The 17950-nt window shown below is 66.0% G+C and carries 16 protein-coding genes; 10 read left to right on the top strand and 6 right to left on the bottom strand.

Annotated features, from left to right (window positions below):
• Positions 1-235 precede the first annotated feature (235 nt).
• The 5 genes from GNX71_RS11320 to GNX71_RS11340 form a co-directional block, all read right to left on the bottom strand.
• Positions 236-859, bottom strand: a complete 624-nt coding sequence (locus GNX71_RS11320; protein ID WP_206178392.1) for an N-methyl-D-aspartate receptor NMDAR2C subunit — start codon at positions 857-859, stop codon at positions 236-238.
• A 4-nt stretch (positions 860-863) separates the two neighbouring features.
• Complete coding sequence (gene mltB / locus GNX71_RS11325; RefSeq protein ID WP_206178393.1) at positions 864-1964, bottom strand: lytic murein transglycosylase B; 1101 nt, start codon at positions 1962-1964, stop codon at positions 864-866.
• Positions 1965-2017: 53 nt separating this feature from the next.
• Positions 2018-4039 carry a DUF3488 and transglutaminase-like domain-containing protein gene (locus tag GNX71_RS11330; protein WP_206178394.1) on the bottom strand — a complete coding sequence of 674 codons (2022 nt, stop codon included), beginning with the start codon at positions 4037-4039 and terminating at the stop codon, positions 2018-2020.
• Between the two features lie 607 nt (positions 4040-4646).
• Positions 4647-5624 (bottom strand): DUF58 domain-containing protein, encoded by a 978-nt coding sequence (locus tag GNX71_RS11335; protein WP_206178395.1) that lies wholly within the window; start codon positions 5622-5624, stop codon positions 4647-4649.
• Positions 5621-6541 (bottom strand): MoxR family ATPase, encoded by a 921-nt coding sequence (locus GNX71_RS11340; RefSeq protein WP_206178396.1) that lies wholly within the window; start codon positions 6539-6541, stop codon positions 5621-5623. Before GNX71_RS11340 ends, GNX71_RS11335 begins: the two co-directional genes overlap by 4 nt.
• Before the next feature lie 76 nt (positions 6542-6617).
• Between GNX71_RS11340 and GNX71_RS11345 the strand changes: the two genes are divergently transcribed.
• From GNX71_RS11345 to GNX71_RS11365, 5 genes are all read left to right on the top strand, one after another.
• On the top strand, positions 6618-7571 hold the full coding sequence (locus GNX71_RS11345; protein ID WP_206178397.1) for a histone deacetylase family protein: 954 nt from the start codon (positions 6618-6620) through the stop codon (positions 7569-7571).
• A 36-nt stretch (positions 7572-7607) separates the two neighbouring features.
• Positions 7608-8879 carry a mechanosensitive ion channel domain-containing protein gene (locus GNX71_RS11350; RefSeq protein ID WP_206178398.1) on the top strand — a complete coding sequence of 424 codons (1272 nt, stop codon included), beginning with the start codon at positions 7608-7610 and terminating at the stop codon, positions 8877-8879.
• Between the two features lie 292 nt (positions 8880-9171).
• Positions 9172-10023 carry an alpha/beta hydrolase gene (locus GNX71_RS11355; protein ID WP_206178399.1) on the top strand — a complete coding sequence of 284 codons (852 nt, stop codon included), beginning with the start codon at positions 9172-9174 and terminating at the stop codon, positions 10021-10023.
• On the top strand, positions 10020-10823 hold the full coding sequence (locus tag GNX71_RS11360) for an SDR family oxidoreductase (protein ID WP_241027229.1): 804 nt from the start codon (positions 10020-10022) through the stop codon (positions 10821-10823). The genes GNX71_RS11355 and GNX71_RS11360 overlap by 4 nt, the downstream gene beginning before the upstream one ends.
• 48 nt (positions 10824-10871) lie before the next feature.
• Entirely contained in the window at positions 10872-11642 is a 771-nt protein-coding gene (locus tag GNX71_RS11365) for an SDR family oxidoreductase (protein WP_206178400.1), read from the top strand.
• On the opposite strand, the gene GNX71_RS11370 is transcribed toward GNX71_RS11365, so the two are convergent.
• The gene (locus GNX71_RS11370; RefSeq protein WP_206178401.1) at positions 11639-12322 is read right to left on the bottom strand and encodes an alpha/beta hydrolase; all 684 of its coding nucleotides are present in this window, start codon (positions 12320-12322) and stop codon (positions 11639-11641) included. The two genes, GNX71_RS11365 and GNX71_RS11370, sit on opposite strands and share 4 nt — an antisense overlap.
• 214 nt (positions 12323-12536) lie before the next feature.
• Between GNX71_RS11370 and GNX71_RS11375 the strand changes: the two genes are divergently transcribed.
• The 5 genes from GNX71_RS11375 to GNX71_RS11395 all read left to right on the top strand — a co-directional run bounded on the left by GNX71_RS11375 (position 12537) and on the right by GNX71_RS11395 (position 17945).
• The gene (locus tag GNX71_RS11375; RefSeq protein WP_206178402.1) at positions 12537-13181 is read left to right on the top strand and encodes an ABATE domain-containing protein; all 645 of its coding nucleotides are present in this window, start codon (positions 12537-12539) and stop codon (positions 13179-13181) included.
• A gap of 170 nt (positions 13182-13351) precedes the next feature.
• Positions 13352-14101 (top strand): electron transfer flavoprotein subunit beta/FixA family protein, encoded by a 750-nt coding sequence (locus tag GNX71_RS11380; protein WP_206178403.1) that lies wholly within the window; start codon positions 13352-13354, stop codon positions 14099-14101.
• Positions 14102-14103: 2 nt separating this feature from the next.
• On the top strand, positions 14104-15036 hold the full coding sequence (locus GNX71_RS11385; protein WP_206178404.1) for an electron transfer flavoprotein subunit alpha/FixB family protein: 933 nt from the start codon (positions 14104-14106) through the stop codon (positions 15034-15036).
• A gap of 76 nt (positions 15037-15112) precedes the next feature.
• Positions 15113-16903 carry an acyl-CoA dehydrogenase gene (locus GNX71_RS11390; protein WP_206178405.1) on the top strand — a complete coding sequence of 597 codons (1791 nt, stop codon included), beginning with the start codon at positions 15113-15115 and terminating at the stop codon, positions 16901-16903.
• A gap of 79 nt (positions 16904-16982) precedes the next feature.
• Positions 16983-17945, top strand: a complete 963-nt coding sequence (locus GNX71_RS11395) for a nitronate monooxygenase family protein (RefSeq protein ID WP_206178406.1) — start codon at positions 16983-16985, stop codon at positions 17943-17945.
• Positions 17946-17950 lie beyond the last annotated feature (5 nt).

Here is a 17950-nt window from a genome sequence, read left to right on the forward strand (position 1 = left end):
CGAACAGGTCGTCGGCATGCTGTATCTCCTCAGTTCTGGCTGCTTCTCATCGGCAGTGTCTTGGGGTGTTCGTGTGCGCAGCGGGTGCGTTTTCCGAGGTGGCTTGTGCGTGACGGCCGCAGTGTAGGGGCGCGGTTTCGCCATGCGGCGTGTGATTTCCCGCACGCAACACAGCGTTGGCAACGCAACAAACTGGCGGCCGGGCCGATGGCTCGGCAATGCCCCGCTCCGGGGCTCAGCTTGCGGCGATGGAATGCTGCAGATTGGTGCGCGCGCGGGCCTCGAGCAGCGCGTGCATCCGCGGCGTGGCGTAGATCGCCTCGCGGTCCAGGAAGCGCTGCAGGATGGCGCGCCGACGAGGCATGCGCACCTCGGCGGGCACGAAGGCGTATTCGGCGTGGATCTGGCGCTCGTACTCGGCAAAGCGCGCCGGCTCGGCACCGAGGATGGAGAGGTCGATGTCGATCAGCAGCTCGGCGTCGCGGCCTTCGGGCACCGCGTCATGGCGCGTGGCGATCACGAGCGCATGAATACGTTCGGCTTCTTCTTCGCTCGCGCCCGCGGTCCGCACGGCCTCGCGCGCCCAGTCGGCGCTGCGTGCTTCGTTGTCGTGCGCATGCACGTCGTAGATGGCGTCGTGGAACCAGAGTGCGAGCGCCACTTCGCCCGGGCGTTCGGCCAGCGCCTTCTCGCGCTCGAACCAGGCAAGGCATTCGCCCAGGTGCTGCATCGTGTGGTAGTGGCGTTGCGGCTCGCCGTAGCGGCGCTGCAGCTCGGCGCACAGGGCGAGGTCGGGTGCTTCGATGCCCAGGGCGCGCCAGGTCTCGGTCCAGTTCGCAAGCAGCGCCTCGGGCGTCATGGCGCTATTGCTCCATGGCGGCCTTGACCTCCTGGCCGAGGTCGAGCACCGACATCGCGTAGTAGCTGCTCCAGTTGTAGCGCGTGATCACATAGAAGTTGCGCGTGCCGGCCACATAGGTCGGCGGTGCGTCGGCGCCGTTCTGCAGCTCGACGAGCGCGAGCAGGCCCTTGTGGCGGATGCCTTCGCCTTCGGGCACCGCACCGGCGGCCACGAAGCTGTCGGCGCTGAAGCTCGGGAGGATGTCGGGTGCGAGCAGCAGGGCCTTCTTCAGCCGCGCTTCCTCGAAGTGCACCGGGTAGATCGCCGGCATGCCGGGCTGCCAGCCGAAGGCCTTGAAATAGCTCGCGACCGAGCCGATCACATCGGCAGGGTTGTTGACGAGGTCGATGCGGCTGTCGCCGTCGAAGTCGACCGCGTACTTGGCGATGCTGCTGGGCATGAACTGCGGCATGCCCATGGCGCCGGCGTAGCTGCCGAGGGGAACGAGCGGATCTTCGGCAGTGCGGCTCTCGGTGCTCAGAAAGCTCTCGAGTTCGCCGCGAAAGAAGGCTTCGCGTTCGGCCGCGCGTGGATGGCCCTGCGGGAAGTCGAACGACAGCGTGGCCAGCGCATCGATCACCCGGAAGTTGCCCATGTTGCGGCCGTAGATGGTTTCCACGCCGATGATGCCGACGACGATTTCGGGCGGCACGCCGTACACCTGCTCGGCGCGTGCCAGCGTGGCCGCGTTGTCGCGCCAGAAGCGCACGCCGGCCGCGATGCGCACCGGGTCGATGAAGCGGCTGCGATAGGTCTGCCAGTTCTTCACCGTGCCCACCGGGCCCGGCAGCATCAGCCGCGGCACATTGGGCAGGAAGCGGGCGCTCCCGATGGTGGCGCGCACCCAATCGCGGTCGAGGCCGCGGCGTGCGGCCACGTCGTCGGCGAATTGCATCGCGTCGTCGCGCGTGGCGTAGGGGATGCTGCCGCGAACCGGGCTCGCCGCAGCGTTGCGGCCGTTGGCGGATTTCTGGGCCGAAGCCCCCGTGGACCAGGCGCAGCAGGCAGCGAGAAGAATGACGGCGGCGGTGGAGCGAGAGGGCGTGGGAAGAAAAAATCGCATCGGCCGATTGTGCCGCCCGCCCGCGCGGGGCTGCCGGCGGGACACATGTGGTTTCAGCCGCGCGGATTTGCGACCGGCCACGCGAGGCGCCGGAACTCCGCGCGCAGGGCCGCGAGCGTTTCGGGCGCAGCCTCTGCATAGCGCTGGGCCTCGAGCTTGAGCAGCCAGTCGTGAACCGGTTGGGCGGCGGCGCCGAAGCGCGCGTCGGCCTGTGCCGCCATCTGGCGCGGCGGGGCGGTCTCGGGCACCGCGAGGCCGGCTTTCAACAGGCGCGCGCGGGCCTGGCCGAGGAGGCGCAGCCAGGGGTCGTGCCGGCTGCGTTCCCACAGCGTCCAGCCTGCGCCGGCGAGGCTCGCGGCGATGACCAGGTAGAGCAGCACGTAGGCGAGGTCTTCGAGGCTCGGCGCGTCGAAGCCGAGGTTCTTCAGCAGGTTGAGCTGGCGGCTCTGGGTGTAGCTGAGCACCCACTGGTTCCAGCCGTTGTTCACCGCCTCCCAAGCGGCGCGCAGGTTCTGCACCAGCGTCGGGCTCATCGCACCGATGGCGCCCGCGAAGAGGCCCGGCTGTGGCATGAGCCGCTGCAACTGGCCGATGCGGCCGGGAGCGACCGAGGCCGTCGGGTCCACGCGCACCCAGCCTGCGCCTTCTTGCCAGACTTCGGCCCAGGCGTGCGCGTCGCGCTGGCGCACGATCCAGTAGTTGTCGATGCTGTTGAGTTCGCCGCCCTGGTAGCCCGTCACGATGCGCGAGGGAATGCCCAGGTTGCGCATCAGCACCACGAAGGCCGAGGCGATGTGCTCGCAGAAGCCTTCCTTGCGGTCGAACCAGAATTCGTCGGCCGTGTCGTTGCCGTAGACGCCGGGCTCCAGCGTGTAGGTGTAGCCGCCGGTGCGAAGCCGCTGCAGCGCGGCCTGGACGAGGGTGGGCGTGGCGGCGCCGGCCAGGGCCGGTTCGTTGCGCATCTCCGCGGCGAGCGCGGCGGTGCGCGGGTTCGTGCCGGGTGGCAGAGCCAGGTAGGCCTGCAACTGCCCGCCGGCGCGGCGCACCGGACCGCTCTGGAATCGCGGGTAGCTCTCCGCGCGATAGCGCAGCAGGTCGGTGACGGGGCGGTTCGAGAGCCACTGCAGGTCGGGCGTGCCCATGACTTCGAGGCCGGGGGCTTCGGGCGCCTTCTGAGCCGCGTCGAGCGTCAGCAGCCAGGGGCGGTTGCTGGGCTCGAGCGTGACCTCGTAGCGCACGGGCTCGCCCGTCACACGGAGGTTCGCGAGTCCTTGCCCGCCGCGTGCCCGTGCCGGCAGCGCCGTCCACTCGCGGCCGTCGAACTGGCCGAGCACCGGGCCGCGGAAGTAGAGCTGGCTCTGCGGCGGCGTGCGGTTGTCGTCGAACTTGATGCGGGCGGCAATGCTGTCGTCCAGTGCCAGCTCGGCGATGACGCCGACGCGCATCGTGTTCGACAGGCCCATGCGCCCGGCCATCGCATCGCTCGGCGTGCCCCACAGCGGCGCGAAGCGCGGGAAGAGGAGGAACAGCGCGAGCATGATCGGCGCGCCGGCCAGTGCCATCCATCCGGCCGTGCGGGCGGCCTGCATCAGCGAAGGCTTGCCCACGGGCATGTGCGCGTTGACCAGCGCCGTGAGCAGGCCCAGCAGCGCGAGCAGCATCGTGAAGGCCGTCAGCAGCGACTGCGAATAGAAGAAGTTCGTGAGCATCGCGAAGAAGCCCAGGAAGAAGACGACGAAGGCGTCTCTTCGGGCACGCAACTCGAGGGTCTTGAGGGCCAGCAGGATGACGATGAGCGTGACGCCTGCGTCGCGGCCGAGGAGGGTGCGATGAGTGGCGTAGGTGCCTGCCAACGCCAGTGCGAGCAGGGCGATGCGCCACCAGCGGCTGGGGAGGGGGCGGGCTTCTATGGCCAGTGAGCCGCGCCACAGCAGCACCAGCGCCGTCAGGGCTGTGCACCACCAGGGGAGGTTTTCTACTTGCGGCAGCACTATCAGGGCGATGACTGTCAGCAGGAAGAGGGTGTCCCGGGCGTCTCTTGGGAGAGCGGAGAGCTTTTGGATGAGCTTGTTCATGGGGCGGGCCCCTTGCGGGGGGCGGAGGCCGGGTCTCGCCCCGGCGGGCGACTCACTTTCTTTTGCTTCGCCAAAAGAAAGTAAGCAAAGAAAAGGCGACCCCGCTGTCTGCGACCCCTGCGCTGCGCTACGGGGCAACCTGCGGTGCTCGCGTTTTGCGGGGTCTCGCAGAACTCGCTTCGCTCAAACAGCTGCGAGCCCTGATCCGCAAAACGCTGCGCTCCTCGGCGCAGCCAGAGGGAGTGGAAACCATGCGGGCCATTGCTTCGCTCGGCCCGAAGGGCGGACACGCGTAGCGTGTCCGCCTTGAATTGGCTATTGGTATTGGTCTCGTGTGCCGAGCGCAGCGAAGGCGTGTCTTGTCTCCAAGCCCTTCTGGCTGCGCCGAGGAGCGCAGACGTAGGCGGGATCAGGGCCGCAGCTGTTTGAGCGAAGCGAGTTCTGCGGACCCCCGCCGTAGTCGAGCACCGCAGGTTGCCCGCAGCGAAGCGGAGGGACGCAGACAGCAGGGTCGCCTTTTCTTTGGCTACTTTCTTTTGGCGAAGCAAAAGAAAGTAGCTCGCCCGCCGGGGCGAGACCCGGCCTCGGAAAGAAAACCCATCAACCCTCAACATAAAGCCAACGCCTCCAGGCAGGCCCGCCGATGAGCCTCCCCCTGCGAGGGCTTCATCACCCGGCCCGCAACACGGACGCCGTAATCCACTCCCAGCCGGTCCGCCATCAACACCCAGGCACAGAGCCGAGACAGCCGGGCCTCGGTGTCGGCAAGCCCGGCCGCCTGCGCATCGAGCCACAGCTCCTCGCGCTGCGTGTGCTGCGTGTCGCGGCTGACGAGGTCTTCCGACCCAGCCGCCTGCGCACGCGCAGCCTTCTTCCAGACCACCAGCTTGAGCGGATCCCCACGCCGGTACGCACGCACACCGTCGTACTCACCGGCGCCATGCGCCCGCTGCGCAGCCGAGATGGCCGCCGGCCCCGACAGCGGCTCGCCGGGCGGCAACGGCGGCGGATGCGCCTCGGGCGCCGGATACACCAGCATCTGCGCCGCAGGGCGCCAGACCGTCCACACACGGAACGTCCCGAGCGGAAAGCGCGTCTCCGCGGTCAGCGGCGGCACCGGATGCAGCCCCCGCCGCTCGGGCAGAAAAGCGATCTCGACCGTCGACGTGCCCTCGGCCGGCACATCGGTCCAGGCCCATTGCCCGCTGCCGCGCACCGCCATCCCGATGCCGTAGCGCACGCTGCGCCGCTCGTTGTGCAGCACCACCCGGAAGACGGCCGCGGCCCCGGCGTAGTGCGCCTCGGGCGGCATCATGCGCATCGCGAGGCCCCGCAGCGTGGCATGGCACACATGCATGCCCACCGCGACGCTGCCGGCCAGCAGAAAGGTCAGCAGGTAGCCGAGGTTGAGCTGGTAATTGATCGACGCGACCAGAAGCACCAGCAGCGTGGCCGCCAGCGTCCAGCCGGCGCGCGTGGGCACGATGTAGACGTTGCGTTGCGTGAGCTCCAGCGTGTCCGACGGCGGTCGCCGGGACAGGAACCAGCCGTCGATGCGCGCGCGCAGGGCGCCGACAGGATTCACGGCAGCGGGACCGCCGCGATCATCGCGCGCACCTGTTCGACGGCGCCCCGGCCCGCATCGCCCACGGGCGTGAGCCGGTGCGCGATCGTCTGCGGCAGCACGGACTGCACATCGTCCGGCGCGACGTAATTGCGGTTGGCCAGGAGCGCCTGCGCCTTGGCGGCGCGCAGCACCGCGATGCCGGCACGCGGCGACAGGCCCTGCAGGAACCAGCGGCCCGAGCGCGTGGCGGCGATCAGGTCCTGCACATAGTTGAGCAGCGGCTCGGAGGCATGCACCTGCTGCACGCGCTGCTGGATCGCGGTGAGCTCGCCGGCGGTCAGCATCGCAGGCAGACTCGCGAGCATCTCGCGCCGGTCGACGCCCGAGAGCAGCAGGCGCTCGGCGGCGCGGTCGGGGTAGCCGAGCGAGATGCGCATCAGGAAGCGATCCAGCTGCGACTCGGGCAGTGCGAAGGTGCCCAACTGGTCCTGCGGGTTCTGCGTGGCGATGACGAAGAAAGGCGTGGGCAGCGGGCGAGTCTCGCCTTCGATGGTGACCTGCTTTTCTTCCATCGCCTCGAGGAGCGCGCTCTGGGTCTTGGGGCTTGCGCGGTTGATTTCGTCGGCCAGCAGCACCTGCGCAAAGATCGGCCCGGGATGGAACACGAAGGCCTGCTGGCCCCGGTCGTAGATCGCCACCCCCGAAAGATCGCCAGGCATCAGGTCCGCAGTGAACTGGACCCGCGAAAACTGCAAGCCGAATGTGTGAGAAAGCGCGTGGGCGAGGGTGGTCTTGCCGACCCCCGGTACATCCTCGATCAGCAGGTGTCCCCCGGCGAGCAGGCAGGCCACGCAGTCGCGCACCTGCGCCTCTTTGCCGACGATCACCGTGTTAAGCTGACTCAGCAAAGTGGCAAGCTTCGCAGCAACGTCCATATTTGTATCCATATGCAAACGATACCGTAAGACCTTGCGGCCCCATGCCGCGTGAGGTCTAGACGCGACAAGAGACATGGGCAAGACAGGCTACTTCACACACCGCGACTTCTGGAAGCACGACATGGGCCGGGGTCATCCCGAGTGCCCCGAGCGACTGGATGCTATCGAAGACCGGCTGCTCCTCACCGGTGTCAGCGACGCATTGGAGCACTGCGACGTGCCGCTGGCCACGCTGGAGCAACTCACCCGGGCCCACAGCGTGGAGCACGTCGAGCTTCTCGAAGAGCTCCATATGCGCCTGGTGGCCGACGAGCCGGCCGGCGGCCCCGACCACGCGCAGCTCGACCCCGACACCTCCCTGAACCGTTTCACGCTGCTGGCCGCACGTCGCGGCGCCGGCGCGGCCATCGCCGCGACCGATGCGGTGATCGCCGGCGACATAGAGAACGCCTTCTGCTCGGTGCGCCCGCCGGGCCACCACGCCTGCCGCGAGCGGGCGATGGGCTTCTGCTTCTTCAACAACGTCGCCATTGCGGCGCGGCATGCGCTGGAAGTGCATGGCTTCGACCGGGTGGCCATCGTCGACTTCGACGTGCACCACGGCAACGGCACCGAGAACATCCTCTCGAACGATCCGCGCGTGCTGATGGTCGGCTTCTTCCAGCACCCGTTCTACCCGTACAGCGGCACCGAGCATCCGGCGCCGAACATGCTGAACCTGCCGATTCCGGCCTACACCCGCGGCATGGACGTGCGCGAACTCATCGAAGCCGCCTGGATGCCGCGGCTCGAAGAGTTCCGCCCGCAGATGGTGTTCATCAGCGCCGGGTTCGACGCCCACCGCGAAGACGACCTGGGCCAGCTCGGCCTCACCGAGAACGACTTCGCCTGGATCACCAGCCGCATCCACGACGTCGCCAAACGCCATGCGCGCGGCCGCATCGTCTCGATGCTCGAGGGCGGCTACAACCTCGATGCGCTGGCGCGCAGCGTCGAAGCGCACATCCGCGTTCTCGCGGACCTGTAACGCAATCGGCGCGGTTGGCGCCGTGTTTTTTCATCGATGAATTTCAACGACTTCACCCAACGCCTGAAACTGGTCGATGCGACCGGCATCGGCATCGAACTGAGCGTGCTGGTGGCCTGCGTGGCCCTGGCCTGGGCCATCTGCAAATGGTTCGGGCGCGACCAGCCCAAGGACTCCATCTGGTTCGGCGAAAGCACTTTCGACGGCCTGTTGTTCCCGCTGCTGTCGCTGGTGTTCACCGATCTCGCGCGGCGCGTGGTGATCGATTTCCAGACGGTGCTGGTGCTGCGCATCGCGGTGTCGGTGTTCCTGTCACTGGCGGTCATCCGTCTCTTCGCGCGGGTGCTCAGGGCGGTGTTTCCCACCTCCAACCTGGTGCGGCTGATCGAGCGCACGATCTCGTGGCTAGCCTGGATCGCGGCCGTGCTCTGGATCGTCGGGCTGCTGCCACCCGTGCTGGCCGAACTGGACAACATCACGCTGGCCTTCGGCAAGACGCGCGTGAGCGTGCAGACGATCTTCCAAGGCGTGCTGTCGGCCGGGCTGGTGCTGGTGATTGCGCTGTGGATCGCCTCGACCATCGAGAAGCGCATCCTGCGCGAGGCCGTTACCGACCTCTCGATGCGCAAGGTGGCGTCGAACGCGGTGCGTGCCTTCCTGCTGCTGATCGGCTTGCTGTTCGCGCTGTCGGCGGTGGGGGTGGACCTCACTGCGCTCTCGGTGTTGGGCGGCGCGCTTGGGGTGGGCCTGGGCTTCGGCCTGCAGAAGCTGGCGGCCAACTATGTGAGCGGCTTCGTGATCCTGCTGGAGCGCTCGATCCGCATCGGAGACAACGTGAAGGTCGACACCTTCGAAGGCCGCATCACCGACATCAAGACGCGCTACACGCTCATCCGCGCGGGCAACGGGCGCGAGGCCATCGTGCCGAACGAATCGCTGATCACCAGCCGGGTGGAAAACCTCTCGCTGGCCGACCGCAAGTTCAACATCACGACCAACATCGTGGTGGGCTACGAGAGCGACGTGGCGCAAGTGCAGGCCATCCTGTGCACGGCGGCGAAGTCGCAGGCGCGCGTGATGACCGACCCGGAGCCGGTGGCCTATCTCGTGAACTTCGCGCCCGACGGCCTGGAGTTCAGCCTGCACTTCTGGGTGGCCGATCCGGACAAGGGCAAGGACAACCTGCGCTCGGCCATCAACATCGCGATCCTCGAAGGACTGCGCGGCGCGGGCATCGACATTCCCTACCCGCAGCGGGTGGTGCGGGTGGAATCGCTGCCTGCCGCGGCAGAGCCCGAGAAAAAATGATCGCTGAGTGAGCGATGGGTCGCCCTGACAGGGCACCCGTCGCGGCATGCCTTTCACGGGGCCGCCTGCTGCAGGCCGCTTCCGCATTCCAGAGCCGAATCTCGCCGCCCGCCATCAGGGCCGCGACGCTCCCCAACTGCCTGATTTCCACGAACGACGCCCGAGCCTCGCTCGGCAGCGCCTCGCGTCGACGCTCGCCCCGAGTAACCGATCAAATTGATTTGACAAGTTACTTCATCGAGAAGTAACCTTGTTAAATTAATTTGATAGGTTACTTATCCAGGAGTCAGTCATGAGCGTTGTCGCCAACCGATCCATCGACATCGATGGTGTGAATGTGTTCTACCGGGAGGCTGGCGACCGCAGCTGTCCGACCTTGCTGTTGTTGCACGGGTTTCCCAGCTCGAGCCACATGTTTCGTGACCTGATCCCGTTGCTGGCGGATCGTTTTCACGTGGTGGCGCCCGACCTGCCGGGCTTTGGCCAATCCGCGATGCCGCCGCGTGAAGCGTTCACCTATACCTTCGACCATCTGGCCGAGGTGATCGAAGGATTCACCGAAAAGCTGGAGCTCGACCGGTTCTCGGTCTACGTGTTCGACTACGGCGCGCCCGTCGGTTTCCGGCTGGCATTGCGGCACCCTGAGCGGGTGACCGCGATCATTTCGCAGAACGGCAATGCGTACGAAGAGGGCCTGAGCGACGGGTGGAATCCCATCCGTGCGTACTGGAACGACGCCTCGCAGGCCAACCGCGATGCGCTGCGCGCGTTCCTGTCACCGGAGACGACGAAATGGCAGTACACGCACGGCGTGTCGGACGAGTCGGCGATCTCCCCGGACGGGTACACGCTCGACACCTTCTACCTGGCACGGCCGGGCTCGGCCGAGATCCAGCTGGACCTCTTCGGCAACTACCAGAGCAACGTGCAGCTCTATCCGGCTTTCCAGAAGTACCTGCGCACGCACCGTCCGCGCGTGCTGGCCGTGTGGGGGACGAACGATCCGTTCTTCCTTCCGGCCGGTGCCGAAGCGTTCAGGAAGGACGTGCCGGATGCGCAGGTCGTGCTCTTCGACACGGGGCACTTCGCGCTGGAAACGCATGCCACGCAGATCGCCGCGGTGATTCGTGATTTCCTGGCTTGAAGTCCGCATCGCATGGCCGGGGAAACGAGATGAAGAATTCAGTAGCCATCGTGTCTGGCGCCAGCCAGGGGATCGGCGAGGCAACAGTGGTTCGCCTGGCGCGTGACTTCGGCCGGCTGGTGCTGGTCGCCAGGAATGAAGAGAAGCTTCATGCCACCGCCGCAAAGGCGAAGGCGGCGGGTGCGCAGAGCCTCGTGCTTCCTGCGGACCTGAGCATCCCGGCGACCGCGGAAGAGGTCGTCGCGCGAACGGTCGAAGCGTTTGGCCGCATCGACGCCGTCGTGAACATCGCAGGCGCTGTGCCGCAGGTCGACCTGCTCGACATGACGGATGCGCAATGGGACGACGGCATGAGCCTGAAGCTGCACGGCGCGCGCCGCCTGACGGTCAAGGCTTGGGAGCACCTGAAGGCGAGCAAGGGCTCGGTGATCCTCACGTCGGGCAACTCGGCCCAGTTTCCGAAGGCGTCCTACGCGGCCGTCGGCACGGTGAATGCGGCGATCGTGGCCCTGGCGAAGGCATTTGCCGATCTCGGGATTCGCGACGGTGTGACCGTCAACAGTGTCCTTCCCGGACCGGTGATGACCGGGCGGCGGCGCTCGTACCTGGAGCACTGGGCGCCTGCACACGACATGACCGTCGAGGAAGCGTTTGCGAAGTTTCCGAAAGAGGCGGGCATCGCGCGGTACGGCGAGCCGGAAGAGATTGCGAACCTCATCGCGTTCCTTGTTTCTCCAGCGGCCAAGTGGATGACCGGCACGGCGGTGCGCATGGATGGCGGCGAAGTCAAGTCGGTCTAGCCGCACCACTTTCTTTCTTTGAACAACCGAACTCTTGAGTGAATGAAGATGACGAAATCTGTCGCGATAGTTACGGGCGCGAGCTCAGGCATTGGCAGGGCCACGGCGCTGCGGCTGGCAAGCGATTTCTCCAGCGTCGTGCTTGCCGCGAGAAGCGGTGAGCGGCTCGACGATGTGGCGGCCGCGGTGAAGTCGGCTGGCGCACAGGCACTGGTCGTCGAAGGCGACCTGGGCCATGCGAAGAGTGCGGACACGGTAATCGAACGCACGCTCGAAGCATTCGGGCGAATCGATGCACTGGTGAATGTCGCAGGTGCCGTTCCCGGCCTGGACGTCTTCGAGATGAAGGACGAGCAGTGGGATGGCGCCATGGCATTGAAATTCCACGGCGCAAGGCGGCTGACGTTGCGCGCATGGGAGGCCCTCAAGGCTGCCGGCGGATCGGTCGTCTTCATCTCCGGCAACGCCGCCGAGACGCCCAAGGCAGGTGCCGCGGCAGTGGGCGCGATCAACGCCGCCATCGAAGCGCTGGCCAAGGCGTTCGCCGATCGGGGGATTGCGGATGGCGTGCAGGTCAACAGCGTGTCGCCCGGCGCGATCATGACCGGCCGCCGCATGGCCATGATCGAGAAGGCGGCCGCTGCACGCAACGTCAGCGTGGACGATGCGAAGAAGCTCTTCCTGGCGCAGGCGGGGATCGCCCGATTCGGCGAGCCGGAAGAGATCGCCGAGCTCATCGCCTTCGTCGTCTCGCCTCCCGCGCGCTGGATGACCGGCACCGTCCTTCGCATGGACGGTGGCGAGGTGAAGTCGATCTAGAGAGATCGAAGCGCTTCGACGATCACGACGGTCACTTCGTCCGGCGCCGACACGCTCGGGGTGTGGTCGACGGCGGCGAGCCGTTGGGTCGCGCCCATCCGGTTGGCCATGAAGACCTGGGTGTCTTTCGGAATCATCCGATCGTCCTCTGCAATCAGGTACCAGCTTGACTTCGATTTCCAGAGCGGGCGGCCCACAGGGACGGTGATGCAGGGCGGGGCGATGGGGCGCTGGACCGCGGCCAGCACCTGCAGGTGCTGCACCGAGGCGTTCTGCGCAAACGCCGAGGCGAAGGCATCCTCGGGCAGCCAGATCCATCCGTCGGCATCCGGTGCGAGCTTGGGCGCGAGGGCATGCGGTGGCGCGCGATAGAAGACGTCTGCCACCGTCTCGCCTTCATCGGGTGCCAGCGCGGCGATGTAGACCAGCCCCGCGACCTTGTTGCTCTCGATCGCGCCGATCACTGCGCCGCCGTAGGCGTGCGCGACCAGGAGCACCTGGCCGTCGATGCGCGCAAGGCTTCGGGTGAGCGATTTCACATCGTCTTCCAGGGTGGTCAGAGGCAGCGGCGCCGCGATCGACTTGATTCCCGCATGCGCCAGGGATTCGATCACCTGGGCCCAACTCGATCCGTCTGCCCAGGCGCCGTGCACCAGTACCACTGTCGTTTGATTGGCCATGTTCCATTCCTTTGCGTGTTTCAAGACAGGCTGTTTGCTGTCTGATGTGTGTTGTAGGTAACTTGTCTAAGTTGATTAGAATGGTTATTCTGCATGGGCGTGGCCTGCGCTGCAAGCGCTGCCGTCGCAAAGGGCCGAATAAAATCGCCTCCCTTGCAGGAGGCCTCCGCGAACGTCGCGGATCACTGCGAACACGCAGTACCAAGGAGAGTTGATGAAGGAGAAGCGGCCTCCGGCCATGTTCCTGGCGGATTCACTGGCACTCGATTTCTTGAACTCCGTCGGCTTTCCCGTGGACGCCCAGGTGGAGTGGCTGGAATCCGGGGAAGACTTCGTGAACTGGCTCCAGGAAGCCGGATTGGTCAGTCCCGAAGAACTGAAGGGCGTGTGCGAAGGTGCCGGCCCGGGTGAGCTGGACGCCGTGGCCGCGCAGGCGCGCGCCTTGCGCGAATGGTTCAGGGGATTCGTGCAGGCCCACAAAGGGGCGCGGCTCACGCGCAACGCCCTGAAGGACCTGGACCCGTTGAACCGGCTGCTGGCCCGGGACGAGGAGTTCGATCAGGTCGAAGTGCGTGCCAGGGACTCGTCCGGCGCGGATGAACCCTCCGAGCTGACCTGGGTGCGCCACCGGCGCTGGCGTTCGCCCGAAGCGCTTCTGTTGCCGGTCGCAAAAGCCATGGCCGAGCTGCTGGCCACCGCGAATTTCCTGCAGGTCAAGGCCTGCGAAGGCCCGACCTGCACGTTGATGTTTCTCGATACGACGCGCGGCCATATCCGCCGGTGGTGCAGCATGGCCGTCTGCGGCAATCGCGCCAAGCAGGCCGCGCATCGTTTGCGGGCGAGCGGCGACAAGAGGTAGCGGCTGCGGGTGGGCACCCGATGCTGTCTTATAATCACGAAAAAGCACGACCGTTCTTTTTCGTCGCCCCCGATACCCATAGAAACGAACGCAGAGGGTGCAAAGGTCAAACCCTAGAATGACCGGTTGCCCTCGAAGCCCCCTTTTTGCAATCCAATGGAGTCAAGTCAATGAAGGTTCTTGTACCTGTCAAACGGGTCGTCGATTACAACGTGAAGGTGCGCGTCAAGAGCGACGGCACCGGGGTGGACATTGCCAACGTCAAGATGAGCATGAATCCCTTCGACGAGATCGCTGTCGAAGAAGCTGTGCGTCTGAAAGAGAAGGGCGTTGTCACTGAAGTGATCGCCGTCTCCTGCGGTGATGCGAAATGCCAGGAAACCCTGCGCACCGCCATGGCCATCGGTGCGGACCGCGGTATCCTGGTCGAGACCACCGAAGAGCTGCAGCCGCTGGCTGTCGCCAAGCTGCTGAAGGCGCTGGTCGACAAGGAACAGCCCCAGCTCATCATCCTCGGCAAGCAAGCCATCGATGACGACGCCAATCAAACGGGTCAGATGCTGGCGGCCCTGGCCAACCTGCCCCAGGCCACCTTCGCCTCCAAGGTCGAAGTGGCTGGCGACAAGGCCACGGTCACCCGTGAAGTTGATGGCGGCCTGGAAACCATCTCCCTGAGCCTGCCGGCCGTCATCACGACCGACCTGCGCCTGAACGAGCCGCGCTACGTCACCTTGCCCAACATCATGAAGGCCAAGAAGAAGCAGCTGGATGTCTTCAAGCCCGAGGACCTGGGCGTCGATGTGAAGCCTCGCCTGAAGACCCTGAAGGTCAGCGAGCCGCCCAAGCGCGGCGCAGGCATCAAGGTGCCTGATGTGGCGACGCTGGTGGACAAACTGAAGAACGAAGCGAAGGTGATCTGAACATGACCGCACTTGTTATTGCCGAACACGACCACGCCAGCATCAAGCCGGCCACCCTCAACACCGTGACCGCAGCCCTCGCTTGCGGCGGTGAAGTTCATGTGCTGGTGGCGGGTGCCAATGCCGCTGAAGCCGCGAAGGCTGCTGCCCAGATCGCAGGCGTGACCAAGGTCATCGCCGCCGACAGCCCCAGCCTGGCTGAGAACCTCGCTGAAAACGTGGCTGCTCAAGTCCTCGCGATCGCGGCCAACTACAGCCACATCCTGTTCCCCTCGACCGCCAACGGCAAGAACGTCGCCCCGCGCGTGGCCGCCAAGCTCGATGTGGCGCAGATCAGCGACATCACCAAGGTGGACAGCCCGGACATCTTCGAGCGCCCAATCTACGCCGGCAACGCGATCGCCACCGTGCAGAGCAGCGACGCCACCAAGGTGATCACGGTGCGCACGACCGGCTTCGACGCCGCAGCGGCAACGGGTGGCAGCGCAACGGTCGAAACCGCCGAAGGCGTCGCAGACAGCGGCAAGAGCAGCTTCGTCGGCCGCGAAGTCACCAAGAGCGAACGCCCCGAACTGACGGCCGCCAAGATCATCGTCTCGGGTGGCCGCGCCTTGGGCAGCGCCGAGAAGTTCACCGAAGTGATGGCCCCGCTGGCCGACAAGCTCAACGCGGGCCTGGGCGCCAGCCGCGCCGCCGTCGATGCGGGCTACGCACCGAACGACTGGCAAGTGGGCCAGACCGGCAAGATCGTGGCGCCGCAGCTGTACATCGCAGCGGGCATCTCGGGTGCGATCCAGCATCTGGCCGGCATGAAGGACTCCAAGGTGATCGTGGCGATCAACAAGGACGAAGAGGCCCCGATCTTCTCGGTGGCTGACTACGGCCTTGTGGCCGACCTGTTCGTGGCCGTGCCCGAGCTGGTGAAGGCGCTCTGATCGCATCGCTGCATTGAGCCGGAGGGCATCGTTCGCGATGCCCTTTTCGTATCCGCTGTATCTGGAGACAAGAGACATGAGCTACACCGCCCCCCTCAAGGACATGCTGTTCGACATCGAGCACCTGGCCAACATCGGCGAGATCGCCAAGCTGCCGGGCTTCGAAGACGCCGGCCTCGAAACTGCGCAGGCCGTGCTCGAGGAATGCGCGCGCTTCAACCAGGACGTGGTCGCGCCGCTGAACATCGAAGGCGACCGCAATCCTTCGTCGTTCAAGGGCGGTGAAGTCACCACCACGCCGGGCTTCAAGGACGCCTTCGCGCAGTACGTCTCGGGTGGCTGGCAAGGTCTTCAGCATCCGGCGGACTTCGGTGGACAGGGCCTGCCCAAGACCATCGGCGCGGCCTGCGGCGAGATGCTCAACTCGGCCAACATGAGCTTTGCGCTGTGCCCGCTCCTGAGCGACGGCGCCATCGAGGCACTGCTTACGGCCGGCTCCGACGAGCTCAAGGCCGTGTACCTCGAGAAGCTCGTGAGCGGCCAGTGGACCGGCACGATGAACCTCACCGAGCCGCAAGCCGGCAGCGACCTGGCCATGGTGCGCAGCCGTGCCGAACCGCAGCCCGATGGCACCTACAAGGTGTTCGGCACCAAGATCTTCATCACCTATGGTGAGCACGACATGGCCGAGAACATCGTGCACCTCGTGCTGGCCCGTGTGACCGGCGCGCCCGAAGGCGTGAAGGGCATCAGCCTGTTCGTGGTGCCCAAGTTCATGGTCGGCAAGGACGGCGCGCTCGGCGAGCGCAACGACGTTCACTGCGTGAGCATCGAGCACAAGATGGGCATCAAGGCCTCGCCGACCGCCGTGCTGCAGTACGGCGACCATGGCGGTGCCGTCGGCTACCTCGTCGGCCAGGAGAACCGCGGCCTCGAGTACATGTTCATCATGATGAACTCGGCCCGCTACGCCGTGGGCATGCAGGGCATTGCGATCGCGGAGCGTGCCTACCAGCACGCCGTGGCCTACGCGAAAGACCGCGTGCAGAGCCGTCCGGTCGATGGCTCGATCAACGCGAGCGCGCCGATCATTCACCACCCTGACGTCAAGCGCATGCTGATGACGATGCGCGCCTACACCGAAGGCTGCCGTGCGATGGCCTCGGTGGCCGCCGCCGCCTACGACGCCGCGCACCACCACCCCGATGCCGACGCGCGCAAGCAGAACCAGGCCTTCTACGAATTCATGGTGCCGCTGGTCAAGGGCTACAGCACCGAGATGAGCCTCGAAGTGACTTCGCTCGGTGTGCAGGTGCACGGCGGCATGGGCTTCATCGAGGAGACGGGCGCCGCGCAGTACTACCGCGACGCCAAGATCCTCACTATCTACGAAGGCACCACCGCGATCCAGGCCAACGACCTCGTGGGCCGCAAGACCGCACGTGATGGCGGCCAGACCGCCAAGGCCATCGCCGCGCAAATCGAGAAGACCGAGGCCGAACTCGCCAAGAGCGACAGCGCCGCAGCCGCGTCCGTGCGCAAGCGCCTGAAGGCCGCGCGCGAAGCCTTCATCGAAGTCGTCGATTTCGTCGCAGGACAGACCAAGGCCTCGCCCAACGCGGTGTTCTCGGGCAGCGTGCCGTACCTCATGCTCGCGGGCAACCTCGTGGCTGGCTGGCAGCTGGCACGCTCGCTGATCATTGCAGAAGACCTCGCCTCGCGCAGCTTCGACACCGACTTCATGCTCGCCAAGATCGCCACCGCGCGCTTCTATGCCGAGCACATCCTGAACAAGGCGCCGGGCATCCGCGACAGCATCGTGGACGGCGCCGAGAGCGTCACGGCGCTGGCGCTCGACGCGTTCTGAGTCACGTTCCGTGTCGCCCATCTGACCGGCGGCACGGGCCTCCTTCTCTTATAAAACCGAATCCATTCCCGGAGACAACATGTCCAAGCTGCCCCCCGTCCTCGCGAACCTGCCGCTGCCGATCATCGGCTCGCCGCTGTTCATCATCAGCAACCCCAAGCTCGTGATCGCGCAATGCAAGGCCGGCGTGGTTGGCTCGATGCCCGCGCTCAACGCGCGTCCTGCGGCGCAATTGGAAGAGTGGCTGATCGAGATCACCGAAGAGCTCGCGGCCTACAACAAGGCCAATCCCGACAAGCCCGCCGCGCCGTTCGCCATCAACCAGATCGTGCACAAGAGCAACGACCGCCTCGACCACGACATGGAGATGGTCGTGAAGTACAAGGTGCCGATCGTCATCACCTCGCTGGGCGCGCGCACCGACGTGAACGACGCGGTGCACAGCTATGGTGGCGTGACGCTGCACGACATCATCAACAACAAGTTCGCGCAAAAGGCGATCGAGAAGGGCGCCGACGGCATCATCGCCGTGGCGGCCGGTGCGGGCGGCCATGCGGGTGTGAAGAGTCCGTTCGCGCTGGTGCAGGAAATCCGCCAGTGGTTCGACGGCCCGATCGCGCTGTCGGGCTCCATCGCCACCGGTGGCGCGGTGCTCGCGGCGCAGGCCATGGGCGCCGACTTCGCCTACATCGGCACCGCCTTCATCGCCACCGAAGAAGCGCGCGCGAGCGACGACTACAAGCAGGCCATCGTCGATGGCAACTCGGACGACATCGTCTACTCCAGCCTCTTCACCGGCGTGCACGGCAACTACCTTGCGCCGAGCATCGTCAAGGCCGGCATGGATCCGGCCAACCTGCCCGAAGGCGACGTGAAGACCATGAATTTCGGCGGCGGCGAGGGCAGCAAGGCCAAGGCCTGGAAAGACATCTGGGGCTCGGGCCAGGGCATCGGCGCCGTGACCGAAGTGGCCAGCGCCGCGGCCTTCATCGAAAAGCTCAAGCGCGAATACCAGGAAGCAAGGCAGCGTCTGGCGCTTTGAGCGGA

This window comes from Variovorax sp. RKNM96 (assembly GCF_017161115.1).
Taxonomy (GTDB): domain Bacteria; phylum Pseudomonadota; class Gammaproteobacteria; order Burkholderiales; family Burkholderiaceae_C; genus Variovorax.

What these genes read in the sequence shown, in the direction of transcription:
- GNX71_RS11320 (WP_206178392.1), bottom strand. Translation starts at nt 859, where the DNA reads ATGACGCCCGAGGCGCTGCTTGCGAACTGGACCGAGACCTGGCGCGCC.
- mltB (WP_206178393.1), bottom strand. Translation starts at nt 1,964, where the DNA reads ATGCGATTTTTTCTTCCCACGCCCTCTCGCTCCACCGCCGCCGTCATT.
- GNX71_RS11330 (WP_206178394.1), bottom strand. Translation starts at nt 4,039, where the DNA reads ATGAACAAGCTCATCCAAAAGCTCTCCGCTCTCCCAAGAGACGCCCGG.
- GNX71_RS11340 (WP_206178396.1), bottom strand. Translation starts at nt 6,541, where the DNA reads ATGGACGTTGCTGCGAAGCTTGCCACTTTGCTGAGTCAGCTTAACACG.
- GNX71_RS11345 (WP_206178397.1), top strand. Translation starts at nt 6,618, where the DNA reads ATGGGCAAGACAGGCTACTTCACACACCGCGACTTCTGGAAGCACGAC.
- GNX71_RS11350 (WP_206178398.1), top strand. Translation starts at nt 7,608, where the DNA reads ATGAATTTCAACGACTTCACCCAACGCCTGAAACTGGTCGATGCGACC.
- GNX71_RS11355 (WP_206178399.1), top strand. Translation starts at nt 9,172, where the DNA reads ATGAGCGTTGTCGCCAACCGATCCATCGACATCGATGGTGTGAATGTG.
- GNX71_RS11365 (WP_206178400.1), top strand. Translation starts at nt 10,872, where the DNA reads ATGACGAAATCTGTCGCGATAGTTACGGGCGCGAGCTCAGGCATTGGC.
- GNX71_RS11370 (WP_206178401.1), bottom strand. Translation starts at nt 12,322, where the DNA reads ATGGCCAATCAAACGACAGTGGTACTGGTGCACGGCGCCTGGGCAGAC.
- GNX71_RS11375 (WP_206178402.1), top strand. Translation starts at nt 12,537, where the DNA reads ATGAAGGAGAAGCGGCCTCCGGCCATGTTCCTGGCGGATTCACTGGCA.
- GNX71_RS11380 (WP_206178403.1), top strand. Translation starts at nt 13,352, where the DNA reads ATGAAGGTTCTTGTACCTGTCAAACGGGTCGTCGATTACAACGTGAAG.
- GNX71_RS11385 (WP_206178404.1), top strand. Translation starts at nt 14,104, where the DNA reads ATGACCGCACTTGTTATTGCCGAACACGACCACGCCAGCATCAAGCCG.
- GNX71_RS11390 (WP_206178405.1), top strand. Translation starts at nt 15,113, where the DNA reads ATGAGCTACACCGCCCCCCTCAAGGACATGCTGTTCGACATCGAGCAC.
- GNX71_RS11395 (WP_206178406.1), top strand. Translation starts at nt 16,983, where the DNA reads ATGTCCAAGCTGCCCCCCGTCCTCGCGAACCTGCCGCTGCCGATCATC.